Here is a 14305-nt window from a genome sequence, read left to right as displayed (position 1 = left end):
TCTATGGGGCATTTCGGCTTTTTTTTCTGTGGTGGTCGGGGCCGTCATGGTGCGTCCCGGATCAAAATGGCTCATGTCGGGGCGCCCGGAGGGCGGTGCCGGCGGCAGTTCATCGTGAAGCGTGTGGCGTTCGCAGGTATGCTGCCGTCCTGTCGCTTGGTGCGCCGTCTTTCGGTAGGGGCACTAAGCTGAAAAAAGATGACCAGAGGGGAGTGTGCGCTGTGTTCGCTTTAGATCCACGACTTCAACAAGACACGTTGCCAATCGGCGATTTCCCGCTCTGCCGGTTACTGTTGTCCAATGATTCGAATTACCCCTGGTTCATCCTCGTGCCACGCCGCGAGGATATCAGTGAAATATTTCAGCTGGATGGCGCAGATCAACAGCAGCTGTGGCGGGAAACGACTGAGCTGGCGGAAATCCTCAAGGACTCGTTCGACGCGGACAAGTTGAACGTCGCAGCCCTGGGTAACGTCGTCAATCAGTTGCACATGCATGTGATTGTGCGCAAGCGTGAGGACGCCGCCTGGCCGGCCCCGATCTGGGGCAAACAGGAGGCCAAGCCATACAGTCCAGCGCAGATCGCGACGATTCGTGAACGACTGCGTCTGGTGTTGACCGATGAATTCACGTTTCTGGAGGGTTGAGTCATGAGCCTGGAAGAGCGCGTTACCGATCTGGAAAGCCAGTTGGCGTTTCAGGATGACACCATCCAGACATTGAACGATGTGCTGGCGGCGCAGCAACATGCGGTCGAGCGCCTACAGCTGCAGATGACTGCGCTGCTCAAGCGGCAGGAGGAAATGGTCGGCCAGTTCGAGTCCTTCGAAGAAGAGGCTCCACCGCCGCATTACTGAGCCACATTAGTGAGCTACGTTAGAGAAAAGCAGGTCATAAAAAAACCGCGAACAGCCTGGCTGCTCGCGGTTTTTTTTAGCCTTGAATCAGCGGCGCGGCAGTGCGGCGATCACATCTTCGGCTTGCAGGCCTTTGTCACGATTCATGACAGAGAACTCCACGCGCTGGCCTTCTACCAGAACACGGTGGCCTTCACCGCGAATCGCCCGGAAATGCACGAAAATATCATCGCCGGAGTCGCGGGAAATAAAGCCGAAGCCTTTGGAGGTGTTGAACCATTTGACGGTGCCAGTATCGCGGTTGCTCATGTCATAGCTTGGCGCGGCGGCGGCCGGTGAAGATTTGTAGAAGCTGATGGCCAGGTGCAGAAATACGGCGATCAGGGCAACGACCAGGCTGAACAGAACGGCAGGTTGACCGGCGATGACAGGCATCGGGGCGATCAGCGTCAGGGTTTGCAGCACGACAGCCAGAACCAGCAAGGCGCTGACCAGGTTTTGCAGTTGATGACGCGGGCCTTTGTTCCAGTAGGGGATAACAGGCGCGAGGGTGAGGTTGAGCAGGCCGAAAAAGGCCAGGTACAGTGCATCGGGTTGTTGCAGGTAAGGTACCGCTTCGGATCGCAGGCTAGGGATGAAGGACAGCAGCAGGGCTGCTGCGCCCATTAGCAGGTGGACGATTTTCAACATTTTGATTAACTCACGTTAAGACGGATCACAAGGAAGAGCTGATAGAGCACGGTTCGCTTCAGAACAATAAGAGGCGTTGGGCACGTACCTGATATCAGCCTATGCGCAACCCCCGGAAAATAGGCGGTAGCGACACACTGCCTATTTAACAGCAAAGCCTGCGGCTACTCAAATCAGGCGGTCCAGCGGCGCTTTTATTGGCATGGTGCGCGGATGACGCCGTTGAGTGTTATTCGCGCGCTGTGTTTCTCGGATCTTTCGCCTTTTCGTTGAGTGATGTTGCGTCAGTTTTCGTAGGAAATCGTCCGGCCTAGGACGAGCTCCATGATCGCCCCTCCGTTGTTGGCTTATCCTACGTTGATGGTCATAAAGTCATCTGGATATACCGTTGTGCCTGCGCTTTTATAAGGAAACAGAATATGGCCCTTACAAGCAGCAAGGATGACAAAGGAGTGTCAACGGTATGGTTCATGAAGACAGACAAGGCGAGAGGAGGATCGGTCCACTCAAGGATATAAGGATTGATTCACTTGTCAGCGAATTCGATATGGGGCTGGCCCAGCCCTTATCCCGGTCAGTGCGTTTGAATGGCTTTGCGACCTGTTTGCGGCTTGAGCAGGTCTATTGGGATATTTTGGGCGACATGGCCAAGGTCAATTGCTGCTCGGTCAGTGCGCTGTTGTCCCATGTGGATCGCGAGGTGCACTTGCGCCATGGCGGGGTGAAAAACTTCACCGGGCTGGTGCGGGTTGTCTGCGTCGTGCACAGCCTGAAGGAGGGCAGTTGCCCCGTCATGGCTTAGCGAGAGCAGCTGAATGGGTAGAGTGTCGGTCTGTGCAGTCTTACGGCTGCACAGGCTGCATTTAATGGATATAATCCCGCTCTTTGCCGCAAAGCCCTGCATACGCGGTAGCAATCTGATCGCCGAGACAACCCCCATGCCGATGTACGATTACCAATGTGCTTCCTGTGGTCATCAGTTGGAAGCCATTCAAAAGATCAGCGCAGCACCGCTGGTCGACTGCCCTGCCTGCCAGGCGCCAGAGCTTAAAAAGATGCTGTCCATGCCCGGTTTCCGCCTCAGTGGCACCGGCTGGTACGAAACCGACTTCAAGACCGGTTCCAAGAAAAATCTGGCCGGTGGCGACAAAGCTGACTAGGGTCTAGCGCCCGGGTTGAACGACACGCGCGAGCTCTTGCATCATCTGGCACCTTATTCAAGTGCGGTGGTGCGGCAAGACCTCCACCCGAATTTCGAATTACGAGAAGTGAAACCACTACCATGATGCGCAGCCATTATTGCGGCCAACTGAACGAAAGCCTGGAAGGCCAGGAAATTACCCTTTGCGGATGGGTTCACCGTCGCCGTGACCATGGCGGGGTGATTTTCCTCGATATCCGTGATCGTGACGGTCTGGCCCAGGTGGTGTTCGATCCGGACCGTGCCGAGAGCTTCGCCGCCGCCGATCGCGTGCGCAGCGAGTACGTCGTGAAGATCACCGGCAAGGTTCGCCTGCGTCCGGCCGGTGCAACCAACGCCAACATGGCGTCGGGCATGATCGAGGTCCTGGGCTACGAGCTGGAAGTGCTGAACGAATCGGAAACCCCGCCGTTCCCGCTGAACGAGTTCTCCGACGTTGGCGAAGAAACCCGCCTGCGTTATCGCTTCCTTGATCTGCGTCGTCCTGAAATGGCCGAGAAGCTGCGTCTGCGTTCGCGCATGACCACCAGCATCCGCCGCTACCTGGACGAGAACGGTTTCCTCGACGTCGAGACGCCGATCCTGACCCGTGCGACGCCGGAAGGCGCGCGTGACTATCTGGTGCCGAGCCGTACTCACGCAGGTTCCTTCTTCGCCTTGCCGCAATCGCCGCAGCTGTTCAAGCAGCTGCTGATGGTGGCCGGCTTTGATCGCTACTACCAGATCGCCAAGTGCTTCCGCGACGAAGACCTGCGTGCCGACCGTCAGCCGGAATTCACCCAGATCGACATCGAGACCAGCTTCCTCGATGAAAAAGACATCATGGGCCTGACCGAAGGCATGATCCGCAACCTGTTCAAGGAAGTGCTGGACCTGGAATTCGGCGAATTCCCGCACATGACCTTCGAAGAAGCCATGCGCCGCTACGGTTCCGACAAGCCAGACCTGCGTAACCCGCTGGAACTGGTGGATGTTGCCGATCAGCTCAAGGAAGTCGATTTCAAGGTGTTCAGTGGCCCGGCCAACGACCCGAAATGCCGTATCGCCGCCTTGCGCGTTCCAGGCGGGGCGAGCATGCCGCGCAAGCAGATCGACGATTACACCAAGTTCGTCGGCATCTACGGTGCCAAGGGCCTGGCGTACATCAAGGTCAACGAGCGTGCTGCCGGTGTTGAAGGTCTGCAGTCGCCGATCGTGAAAAACATCCCGGAAGCCAACCTGAACGTGATCCTCGATCGCGTGGGTGCAGTCGATGGCGACATCGTGTTCTTCGGTGCCGACAAAGCCAAGATCGTCAGCGAAGCCCTGGGCGCGCTGCGGATCAAGTTGGGCCATGACCTCGAGTTGCTGACCTGCAAGTGGGCGCCAATGTGGGTCGTCGACTTCCCGATGTTCGAAGAGAATGACGACGGCAGCTTCAGCGCCTTGCACCACCCGTTCACCGCACCGAAGTGCACTCCTGAAGAGCTGGAAGCCAACCCGGCTGGCGCTTTGTCCCGTGCCTACGACATGGTCCTGAACGGCACCGAGCTGGGTGGCGGTTCGATCCGTATCCACCGCAAGGAAATGCAGCAATCGGTCTTCCGTCTGCTGGGTATCAACGAAGCGGAACAGGAAGAGAAATTCGGCTTCCTGCTCGACGCCCTGAAATACGGCGCGCCGCCGCACGGTGGTCTGGCCTTCGGTCTGGACCGTCTGGTGATGCTGATGACCGGCGCCCAGTCGATCCGTGAAGTGATCGCCTTCCCGAAAACCCAGAGTGCTGCGGACGTGATGACGCAGGCTCCAGGCGTGGTAGATGCCAAGGCATTGCGCGAACTGCACATTCGTCTGCGCGAAACGCCAAAGGCAGAGTAAAGCTGACCGCAAAGGCGCATCCTTTTGGGATGCGCCTTTTCTTTAGGTCGAGATTTTTTTATTGCTGGCCGACACTGAATGCGTGGCGGGCAATGTTTCAAAGAGAAATACGGAGCGAGTTATGGCAGGTCATTCCAAGTGGGCGAACATCAAGCACCGCAAAGAACGTCAGGATGCCAAGAAGGGCAAGATTTTCACCAAGTGGATTCGTGAACTGACGGTCGCTGCCCGTCAGGGCGGCGCTGATCCGGGCTCCAACCCGCGTCTGCGTCTGGCGCTGGATAAAGCGCTGGGTGCGAACATGAGCCGTGACATCATCGACCGCGCGGTGGCCCGTGGTGCCGGCGCTGCCGATACCGATGACATGGTCGAGCTGACCTACGAAGGCTATGGCCCGGGCGGCGTGGCGGTGATGGTCGAATGCATGACCGACAACCGCAACCGCACCGCAGCTGCTGTTCGCCATGCGTTCAGCAAGTGCGGCGGCAACCTCGGCACCGACGGTTCGGTGGCTTATCTGTTCGAACGCAAGGGGCAGATTTCCTTCGCGCCTGGGGTTGATGAAGACGCGCTGATGGAAGCGGCCATGGAAGCCGACGCCGATGACGTGGTGACCAACGAAGACGGCTCCATCGACGTGTTCACCTCGTTCGCCGGCTTCTATTCCGTGCGCAACGCCTTGGAGGCTGCCGGCTTCAAGGGCAGCGATGCGGAAATCGTCATGTTGCCGACCACCAGTGCCGAACTGGATCTGGAAGGCGCCGAGAAGGTTCTCAAGCTGATCGACATGCTCGAAGACCTGGATGACGTGCAGAACGTCTATTCCAACGCCGACATCCCGGAAGCGGTGGCCGCGCAACTCGGTTGATGCATCGATAAAGATCGCAGTCTTCACCTGGCCCCTACGCTGTACCTGCAGGAGCTGCCGAAGGCTGCGATCTTTTAATTTAAAAGCTGAAAACCAAAAGATCGCAGCCTTCGGCAGCTCCTACACAGTTATCCTCAGCCAACCGCGATCTCTTTCTGCAGGCGTTATGACTTTAATTCTTGGAATCGACCCCGGTTCACGCATCACCGGTTATGGCGTAGTACGTGATACCGGACGTGGCTGCGTGTACGTGGCGTCGGGCTGCATTCGCACGGGCTCCGGCGAGCTGCACGAGCGCCTGCAAATCGTCTACCGGGGTGTGCGCGAGGTGATCCAGACCTACGGCCCGGTAACCATGGGCATCGAAAAGGTCTTTATGGCCCGCAACGCCGACTCGGCCCTCAAGCTCGGCCAGGCTCGCGGCGCAGCCATCGTGGCCGGTGCCGAAGAAAGCCTGGAAATCGCCGAATACACCGCAACCCAGGTCAAGCAAGCGGTGACCGGTACAGGCGGGGCAAATAAAGAACAAGTGCAAATGATGGTCATGCACATGCTGAAACTGACCAGCAAGCCGCAAATCGATGCCTCGGATGCCCTGGCCATCGCGATTTGCCACGCTCACACCCGTTCCAGCCTGTTGCCCCATGGCCTGGGCACGGCACGCAGTCGTGGCGGGCGCCTGCGTCTCTGATAGCATCAGCAATCATTTTTTGTGGAATGAGGGTTTTGCGCCTGTGTTGTCGGCGCAAAACCCTTGTTCTGTCAGTCGCCAGCACTGATCTGGCCAACGCTCAAGGATCTGAAACGTGATTGGACGCTTGCGCGGCACTTTGGCTGAGAAACAGCCGCCGCACCTGATTCTGGATGTAAACGGTCTGGGGTATGAGCTGGAAGTGCCCATGACCACGCTTTATCGCTTGCCGTCGGTCGGTGAACCGCTGACCTTGCACACCCATTTGGTCGTACGCGAAGACGCGCAGTTACTCTATGGCTTCTTCGGCAAGCGTGAGCGAGACTTTTTTCGCGAACTGATCCGTCTCAATGGGGTAGGGCCGAAACTGGCGTTGGCCCTGATGTCGAGCCTGGAAGTCGACGAGTTGATCCGTTGCGTGCAGTCCCAGGACACGTCGGCACTGACCAAGGTGCCGGGCGTTGGCAAGAAGACTGCCGAGCGTTTGCTGGTGGAGCTCAAGGATCGCTTCAAAGCCTGGGAAACCGTACCGAGCATGTTTGCGTTGGTGCCGAACCAGCCGGATGCGCCAGCGCAACAAGTCGCTGCCGCCGAAAATGACGCGGTCAGCGCGCTGATTTCCCTGGGCTACAAGCCGCAGGAAGCCAGCAAGGCGATTTCCGCGATCAAGGAGAAGGGTTTGAGCAGTGAAGACATGATTCGTCGTGCCCTGAAGGGAATGATCTAAGTGATTGAAGCTGATCGTCTGATCGCCGCTACGGGTGGCCCCCGTGAGCGCGAAGAAGTCCAGGACCGGGCGATTCGTCCCGTCAGCCTGGCCGAATACATTGGCCAGCCGACCGTTCGCGAGCAAATGGAGTTGTTCATCCAGGCCGCGCGCGGGCGCAATGAATCGCTGGATCACACCCTGATTTTCGGCCCGCCGGGCCTGGGTAAAACCACCCTGGCCAACATCATTGCCCAGGAAATGGGCGTGTCGATCAAAAGCACCTCGGGGCCGGTCCTCGAGCGTCCTGGTGATCTGGCTGCATTGCTGACCAACCTTGAGCCCCATGACGTGCTGTTCATCGACGAGATCCATCGGTTGTCGCCGATCGTCGAAGAAGTGCTGTACCCGGCCATGGAAGATTTCCAGCTCGACATCATGATCGGCGAAGGGCCGGCCGCGCGCTCGATCAAGCTCGATCTGCCACCGTTTACCCTGGTTGGCGCAACCACCCGTGCCGGTATGCTGACCAACCCGTTGCGCGACCGTTTCGGGATCGTCCAGCGCCTGGAGTTCTACAGCACCGCCGACCTGGCAACGATTGTCAGCCGTTCGGCGAACATTCTCGGTTTGCCGCTGGACCCGGAAGGCTCCTTTGAAATCGCCCGGCGTGCCCGTGGCACACCGCGAATCGCCAACCGCTTGCTGCGCCGGGTCCGGGATTTTGCCGAGGTTCGTGCCAAGGGCCACATCACCAAACCAATCGCCGACCTGGCCTTGAACCTGCTGGATGTCGATGAGCGTGGCTTCGACCATCAGGACCGGCGCCTGCTGTTGACCATGATCGAGAAGTTTGACGGTGGGCCGGTGGGGGTGGACAGTCTGGCCGCTGCAATCAGCGAAGAGCGCCACACCATTGAAGACGTGCTGGAGCCGTACCTGATCCAGCAGGGCTACATCATGCGCACACCGCGGGGGCGGGTGGTGACCCGGCATGCGTATCTGCACTTCGGCTTAAACATTCCGTCACGAATGGGCGAGATGCCCGTGGTAGACGAGTTCCTCGATGCAGTGGACGATTAATCACCTTTGCGCGCTGATTTATTCGGGGTTTGTGCTGTCCCAGGACGGTACTTTCGCCAGAAAGCCGCGAATCAATGAAAAAACAGTTGCCTGGCCGGATTGGCAACCTGAGGAGTAAGCACTAGAGTATGCGCGCGCAAAACGGGCTTGAGCCGTTCGCACATCGTTGTCGCGTTTATTACGAGGACACCGATGCCGGCGGCATCGTGTATTACGTCAATTACCTCAAGTTTATGGAACGGGCTCGAACCGAGCGGCTCCGGGAGCTGGGCTTTGCCCAGTCGGCGCTGGCAGGGGAGGACCTGTTGTTCGTCGTGCATTCCAGCGAAGCGCGTTACCACGCGCCGGCGCGACTGGACGACGAGCTGCTGGTAAGCGCTGAAGTAATTGAATTGAACCGGGTCAGCCTGCGCTTCAAACAGCAGGTCAGGCGGGCTACGGATAATGTGCTGCTCTGCGAAGGGCAGTTTCTGGTGGCCTGTGTGCGCACTAACAGTTTGAAACCCCGGGCCATTCCCGAAGCTCTACGTGCGGCCTTTGCCGACGTGAGCGGCGCGGGTACACACTCAAAGCAGGAGATAAAGCGTGGAAGCTAACGTCGTCGACCATTCCTCCATGTGGAGCCTGGTCAGCAATGCCAGTGTCGTGGTGCAACTGGTAATGCTGATCCTGGTAGCCGCATCGGTGACCTCGTGGATCATGATCTTTCAGCGCAGCAACTTGCTGCGCGCCGGTCGACGTGCCCTGGAGAGCTTTGAAGAGCGCTTCTGGTCCGGTATCGACCTGTCCAAACTCTACCGTCAGGCTGGCAGCAACCCTGATCCGGATTCCGGCGTCGAGCAGATCTTCCGTGCCGGCTTCAAGGAATTCTCCCGTCTGCGTCAGCAGTCGGGCGTTGATCCGGAAGCGGTCATGGAAGGTGTGGCGCGTGCCATGCGCGTAGCCATCTCCCGCGAGGAAGAAAAACTCGAGCAGAGCCTGCCGTTCCTCGCCACCGTCGGCTCCGTCAGCCCGTATATCGGTCTGTTCGGCACGGTCTGGGGCATCATGAACTCCTTCCGTGGTTTGGCGACTGCCCAACAAGCGACCCTGGCCACTGTGGCTCCAGGTATCGCCGAAGCACTGATTGCTACTGCGATAGGTCTGTTCGCCGCCATCCCGGCCGTTATCGCCTACAACCGTTTTGCTGCCCGCAGCGAAACCCTGCTGGGCCGCTACTACACCTTCGCCGATGAATTCCAGGCGATCCTGCACCGCAAAGTGCACACCAGCGAAGAATAAGCAGGTAATTTCCAATGGCTTTAATCGCTCGAGCTCGCAAAAAGCGCAAGCCGGTTGCCGAGATGAACGTGGTGCCTTACATCGACGTGATGCTGGTACTGCTGGTCATCTTCATGGTGACCGCACCGATGCTCAATCAGGGCGTGAAAGTTGATCTGCCCAAGGTTTCCAGCGAAGCCTTGCCGCAGGACAACAACACTCAGGTCCTGACTATTTCGATCAAGGCTGACAAGACCTACTACTGGAACCTTGGCAGCGAAGTCGACACCGATAAGCAGCAGGACAAGGCCATGACCTTGCCGCAAATGACCGACGCCGTGACCAAGATCATTCGCGCAGGTACTGAAGGCGGCAAGCGTACCCAGGTGTTCATTCGCGGTGACAAGACCGTCGATTACGGCGCCGTCATGGGTGCCATGGGCGGGTTGCAGAAAGCCGGGGTCGGTAATGTTGGCTTGATTACCGAGGCGCCCTGATGCAGCAACTGCGAGAGCCGTCCGCCTCGGAAAGCTACTTCTGGCCTAGTGTCTGGGCGATTGTCTTGCACGTGCTGGTGTTCGGCATGCTGTTTGTCAGTTTCGCCTTCACACCGGAACTGCCGCCGGCCAAGCCGATTGTCCAGGCAACCCTGTACCAGCTGAAATCGAAAAGTCGGGCGACCACCCAGACCAATCAGAAGATCGCGGGTGAGGCGCAGAAATCTGCTGCGCGTCAGACCGAAGTCGAGCAGATGGAACAGAAGAAGGTCGAGCAGGAAGCGGTGAAGGCTGCGGAACAAAAGAAAGAAGAAGCGGCTCAAAAGGCCGAGGAAGCCAAGAAGGCCGACGAGTCGAAGAAAGCGGAAGAGGCGAAAAAGGCTGATGAAGCCAAGAAAGCCGACGAAGCGAAGAAGACCGCCGAAGCCAAAAAGGCCGAAGAGAAACAATTGGCTGATATAGCCAAGAAGAAAGCCGAAGAAGAAGCCAAAAAAGCTGCTGAAGAAGAGGCCAAGAAAGCGGCCGCTGAAGAAGCGAAGAAAAAAATCGTCGAAGACGCGAAGAAGAAAGCCGCCGAAGACGCCAAGAAGAAAGCTGAAGCTGAAGAGGCGAAGAAGAAAATCGCCGAAGACGCGAAGAAGAAAGCGACTGCCGATGCTGCGAAGAAGAAAGCGCAGGATGCGGCTCGCAAGTCGGTAGAGGACAAGAAGGCTCAGGCTCTGGCTGACTTGCTGTCCGATAAGACCGAACGTCAGCAGGCTTTGGCGGATGAGCAAGGCGATGAAACCGCGGGCAACTTTGATGATCTGATTCGTTCGCGAGCATCTGAAGGTTGGGCGCAGCCACCGTCGGCCCGCAAGGGCATGAAGGTGATTCTGCAAATCAACATGCTCCCTGACGGAACGATCTCCGGTGTTTCGGTTGCTCATTCCAGCGGTGACGCGCCGTTCGACAGTTCTGCAGTCGCGGCTGTAAAAAATATTGGTCGATTGACCGAAATGCAGGGTCTGAAGCCAGCTGATTTCGCACCCTATCGTTCATTCAAGATGACATTCACACCTGAGGATCTAGCCTTGTGAGAAACCTTCTTCGAGGACTGCTTGTAGTCATGTTCTGCTTTGCAGGACTGGCCACGGCAGATGAAAAAAATATCCTGGTCAGCAGTGGCAGCTCCCAGGCCACTCCAATTGCCGTTGTGCCTTTCGGCTTCCAGGGCGGTTCCGTCCTGCCGGATGACATGGCTGAAATCATTGGTAACGATCTGCGCAACTCGGGCTACTACGCGCCGATTCCAAAGCAGAACATGATCAGCCAGCCAAGCCAGCCGAGCGAAATCATCTACCGTGACTTCAAGGCGCTGGGTGCCCAGTACATCATGGTCGGCAGCATTGTTCCGGCGGGCGGTCGCCTGCAGGTGCAATACGGGCTGTTCAACGTCGCCACCGAGCAGCAAGTGCTGACCGGCAGCGTGTCGGGCGGCGTCGATCAGCTGCGTGACATGGCGCACTACATCTCCGACCAGTCGTTCGAAAAACTCACCGGTATCAAAGGTGCGTTCTCGACGCGTCTGCTGTACGTGACGGCCGAGCGTTTCTCCGAGAAGAACACTCGCTACACACTGCAACGTTCGGACTATGACGGCGCCCGTGCCGTGACGCTGCTGCAGTCGCGCGAGCCGATCCTGTCGCCGCGTTTCGCACCGGATGGCAAACGCATTGCCTACGTGTCGTTCGAGCAGAAGCGTCCGCGCATTTTCATGCAGAACATCGACACCGGTCGCCGTGAGCAGATCACCAACTTCGAAGGCCTGAATGGCGCGCCAGCCTGGTCGCCGGATGGCAATCGCCTGGCATTCGTATTGTCGAAAGACGGTAACCCGGACATCTACGTGATGAACCTGGGTTCGCGTCAGATCACTCGTGTCACCAATGGTCCTGGCATCAACACCGAACCGTTCTGGGGTAAGGATGGTTCGACCATCTACTTCACCTCCGACCGTGGCGGCAAGCCTCAGATCTACAAAACCAGCGCAGGCGGTGGTGGTGCAGAGCGTGTGACCTTCATCGGTAACTACAACGCCAACCCTAAACTGTCGGCCGATGAAAAGACCCTGGTAATGATTCACCGCCAGGACGGTTTCACCAACTTCAAGGTGGCGGCCCAGGATTTGCAGCGCGGTAGTGTAAAGATCCTCACTGATAGCACTCTGGACGAGTCTCCTACTGTTGCGCCCAACGGCACCATGGTAATCTACGCCACCCGCCAGCAGGGCCGGGGAGTCTTGATGCTCGTGTCCATTAATGGACGCGTGAGGCTCCCGCTTCCTACCGCACAAGGCGAAGTCAGAGAACCGTCCTGGTCCCCTTACCTGAACTGACGCGGCGCTATACGTTTTACTTAACACACTGGGGTTCATTAGGAGTTTCACGATGGAAATGCTGAAGTTTGGTAAATTTGCTGCGCTGGCTCTGGCCATGGCTGTAGCTGTAGGTTGCTCGTCCAAAGGCGGCGACAACGCCGGTGAAGGCGCTGTAGATCCAAACGCTGGTTACGGCGCTAACACTGGTGCAGTTGACGGCTCCCTGAGCGAAGAAGCTGCTCTGCGCGCAATCACCACCTTCTACTTCGAATACGACAGCTCGGACCTGAAGCCAGAAGCCATGCGCGCTCTGGACGTTCACGCCAAAGACCTGAAAGCAAACGGCGCTCGCGTTGTTCTGGAAGGCAACACCGACGAACGTGGTACTCGTGAGTACAACATGGCACTGGGCGAGCGTCGTGCGAAAGCCGTTCAGCGCTACCTGGTACTGCAAGGTGTTTCCCCAGCTCAGCTGGAACTGGTTTCCTACGGCGAAGAGCGTCCAGTTGCTACCGGCAACGACGAGCAGTCCTGGGCTCAAAACCGTCGCGTCGAACTGCGTAAGTAATTCGTCATGCGAACGTGCCGTCGTGCTGTAACTGTTTTGGCTCTCAGCCTCGCACCGCTTGCGGTGTGGGCTGCGGTTCCTGTGGTCGAGGACAACTCCGGCTATAACAATAGCGGGAGCAGTTATCCGCCTGCGGGTTACGGTACGAACGGCGCCTATGCCGGGGGAGGGGTTTCGGCCCCTGTCTCGGCACAGGGCGAGCTGTTCAACCAACTGCAATCGATGCAGGAGCAGATCTCGCGCCAACAAGGCATCATCGAAGTTCTGCAAAATGATGTAGCGCGCATGAAGCAAGAGAACCTGGAGCGATATCAGGATCTTGATCGGCGCATAGGAACCGGCGTTGCACCAGCCGCGACTCCTGATAATTCTTCCACCGGTGGCAATTTGAATGCCCCCGGTGCAGCAGCCGGCGCAGGTGCGGGAGCGGCAGCCGCTCAAGCCCCAGCGCCAGCCGCGGGTGGCGAACCGGCTGACCCGGCGAAGGAAAAACTGTATTACGATGCAGCCTTCGACCTGATCAAAGCCAAGGATTTCGACAAGGCCAGCCAGGCTTTCGCCGCATTCCTGCGCAAATACCCCAACAGCCAATACGCGGGCAACGCCCAGTACTGGTTGGGTGAAGTGAACCTGGCCAAAGGCGATCTGCAAGGTGCAGGTCAGGCATTTGCCAAGGTTTCGCAACTGTACCCCAAGCACCCCAAAGTGCCTGATTCGCTGTACAAGCTCGCTGATGTAGAGCGCCGCCTCGGTCATACCGACCGGGTCAAAGGCATTCTGCAACAGGTCGTGTCCCAATATCCGGGCACTTCCGCTGCTCAGCTGGCGCAACGCGATTTGCAGCGCATGTAAGCCTGTTTACACCCGTTTTGAAGAAACCCGCGCTTGTCGCGGGTTTTTTCGTTAGAATTCATGCCCTTTTTATGAAACACGCTTTTTGGGATCTGCGCGTTGGCGGGGTTCCTTGAAGTGCCTGACGGAGGCGGACAGCCTGTTTAGCTGTTACGCCCGTGGCGACTATGCAAGACACATTGAGAATCACCGAAGTTTTCTACTCGTTGCAGGGTGAAACGCGGACTGCCGGGCTGCCCACTGTTTTTGTGCGCCTGACCGGTTGCCCATTGCGTTGCCAATACTGCGACAGCGCCTACGCGTTCACTGGCGGCACCATCCGCACGCTCGACGACATCCTCGAGCAAGTGGCCGGTTTTCGTCCGCGTTACGTTTGTGTCACGGGCGGTGAGCCACTGGCGCAACCCAATGCCATTCCCTTGCTCAAGCAGTTGTGTGACGCCGGTTACGAAGTGTCGCTGGAAACCAGCGGCGCGCTGGACATCTCGGCGGTCGATCCACGGGTCAGTCGCGTCGTCGACCTGAAAACCCCGGGTTCGAAAGAAGCCCACCGCAACCGCTATGAGAACATCGAACTGCTTACGCCCAACGATCAGGTGAAGTTTGTCATCTGCTCGCGGGAAGACTATGACTGGGCCGTGTCCAAGCTGATTCAGTACGGTTTGAACGAGCGTGCCGGCGAAGTCCTGTTCTCGCCGAGCCACCATGACCTGAATGCACGTGATCTGGCGGACTGGGTGGTGGCGGACAATCTGCCTGTGCGCCTGCAATTGCAGCTGCATAAATATCTTTGGAATGACGAGCCGGGGCGCTGAA

The 14305-nt window shown here is 57.9% G+C and carries 18 protein-coding genes; 17 read left to right on the top strand and 1 reads right to left on the bottom strand.

The features are described 5' to 3' along the window. Window positions 1-221: 221 nt before the first annotated feature. Both AC1RO5_RS29355 and AC1RO5_RS29350 read left to right on the top strand, forming a co-directional pair. Window positions 222-647: an HIT family protein gene (locus AC1RO5_RS29355; protein WP_493179177.1), complete on the top strand. Its 426-nt coding sequence runs from the start codon at window positions 222-224 to the stop codon at window positions 645-647. A gap of 3 nt (window positions 648-650) precedes the next feature. Then, window positions 651-857: a SlyX family protein gene (locus AC1RO5_RS29350; RefSeq protein ID WP_476212326.1), complete on the top strand. Its 207-nt coding sequence runs from the start codon at window positions 651-653 to the stop codon at window positions 855-857. A gap of 87 nt (window positions 858-944) precedes the next feature. On the opposite strand, the gene AC1RO5_RS29345 is transcribed toward AC1RO5_RS29350, so the two are convergent. Beyond that, a complete protein-coding gene (locus tag AC1RO5_RS29345) occupies window positions 945-1547 on the bottom strand; it encodes a cold-shock protein (protein ID WP_007933271.1) in 603 nt (200 codons plus the stop codon). A gap of 463 nt (window positions 1548-2010) precedes the next feature. On the opposite strand from AC1RO5_RS29345, the gene AC1RO5_RS29340 reads away from it, so the two are divergent. The 15 genes from AC1RO5_RS29340 (at window position 2011) to queE (ending at window position 14304) form a co-directional block, all read left to right on the top strand. Continuing rightward, the gene (locus AC1RO5_RS29340) at window positions 2011-2349 is read left to right on the top strand and encodes a ribbon-helix-helix domain-containing protein (protein ID WP_493179175.1); all 339 of its coding nucleotides are present in this window, start codon (window positions 2011-2013) and stop codon (window positions 2347-2349) included. A 136-nt stretch (window positions 2350-2485) separates the two neighbouring features. Then, entirely contained in the window at window positions 2486-2707 is a 222-nt protein-coding gene (locus AC1RO5_RS29335; protein WP_010457489.1) for an FmdB family zinc ribbon protein, read from the top strand. Window positions 2708-2829: 122 nt separating this feature from the next. Then, entirely contained in the window at window positions 2830-4605 is a 1776-nt protein-coding gene (gene aspS, locus AC1RO5_RS29330; protein ID WP_019651436.1) for an aspartate--tRNA ligase, read from the top strand. A 121-nt stretch (window positions 4606-4726) separates the two neighbouring features. Beyond that, the gene (locus AC1RO5_RS29325) at window positions 4727-5473 is read left to right on the top strand and encodes a YebC/PmpR family DNA-binding transcriptional regulator (RefSeq protein ID WP_018926501.1); all 747 of its coding nucleotides are present in this window, start codon (window positions 4727-4729) and stop codon (window positions 5471-5473) included. A 166-nt stretch (window positions 5474-5639) separates the two neighbouring features. Continuing rightward, a complete protein-coding gene (gene ruvC, locus AC1RO5_RS29320) occupies window positions 5640-6164 on the top strand; it encodes a crossover junction endodeoxyribonuclease RuvC (protein WP_007897036.1) in 525 nt (174 codons plus the stop codon). Window positions 6165-6279: 115 nt separating this feature from the next. Further along, window positions 6280-6891 (top strand): Holliday junction branch migration protein RuvA, encoded by a 612-nt coding sequence (ruvA, locus tag AC1RO5_RS29315; RefSeq protein ID WP_007933256.1) that lies wholly within the window; start codon window positions 6280-6282, stop codon window positions 6889-6891. Then, on the top strand, window positions 6892-7953 hold the full coding sequence (gene ruvB / locus AC1RO5_RS29310; protein ID WP_007933248.1) for a Holliday junction branch migration DNA helicase RuvB: 1062 nt from the start codon (window positions 6892-6894) through the stop codon (window positions 7951-7953). 128 nt (window positions 7954-8081) lie between these two features. Then, window positions 8082-8549 carry a tol-pal system-associated acyl-CoA thioesterase gene (ybgC, locus tag AC1RO5_RS29305; protein ID WP_007933231.1) on the top strand — a complete coding sequence of 156 codons (468 nt, stop codon included), beginning with the start codon at window positions 8082-8084 and terminating at the stop codon, window positions 8547-8549. Beyond that, window positions 8539-9234, top strand: a complete 696-nt coding sequence (tolQ, locus tag AC1RO5_RS29300) for a protein TolQ (RefSeq protein ID WP_007933230.1) — start codon at window positions 8539-8541, stop codon at window positions 9232-9234. Before ybgC ends, tolQ begins: the two co-directional genes overlap by 11 nt. A gap of 23 nt (window positions 9235-9257) precedes the next feature. Further along, window positions 9258-9710, top strand: a complete 453-nt coding sequence (gene tolR, locus AC1RO5_RS29295) for a protein TolR (protein WP_476218174.1) — start codon at window positions 9258-9260, stop codon at window positions 9708-9710. Beyond that, window positions 9710-10789, top strand: coding sequence for a cell envelope integrity protein TolA (tolA, locus tag AC1RO5_RS29290; protein WP_018926496.1), 1080 nt, complete (start codon window positions 9710-9712; stop codon window positions 10787-10789). Before tolR ends, tolA begins: the two co-directional genes overlap by 1 nt. A 29-nt stretch (window positions 10790-10818) precedes the next feature. Beyond that, window positions 10819-12087 (top strand): Tol-Pal system beta propeller repeat protein TolB, encoded by a 1269-nt coding sequence (gene tolB, locus AC1RO5_RS29285; RefSeq protein WP_493179172.1) that lies wholly within the window; start codon window positions 10819-10821, stop codon window positions 12085-12087. A gap of 52 nt (window positions 12088-12139) precedes the next feature. After that, entirely contained in the window at window positions 12140-12637 is a 498-nt protein-coding gene (gene pal / locus AC1RO5_RS29280; RefSeq protein WP_003178634.1) for a peptidoglycan-associated lipoprotein Pal, read from the top strand. A gap of 6 nt (window positions 12638-12643) precedes the next feature. Then, window positions 12644-13489 (top strand): tol-pal system protein YbgF, encoded by an 846-nt coding sequence (gene ybgF, locus AC1RO5_RS29275; RefSeq protein ID WP_493179170.1) that lies wholly within the window; start codon window positions 12644-12646, stop codon window positions 13487-13489. A 167-nt stretch (window positions 13490-13656) separates the two neighbouring features. Further along, complete coding sequence (queE, locus tag AC1RO5_RS29270) at window positions 13657-14304, top strand: 7-carboxy-7-deazaguanine synthase QueE (protein WP_086944498.1); 648 nt, start codon at window positions 13657-13659, stop codon at window positions 14302-14304. The last annotated feature ends 1 nt before the right edge of the window (window position 14305 follow it).

The organism is Pseudomonas sp. GW822-FHT02G04 (assembly GCF_058802085.1).
The sequence above is the reverse complement of the archived record's forward strand: the minus strand, read 5'-3'. Positions and strand labels throughout refer to the sequence as shown.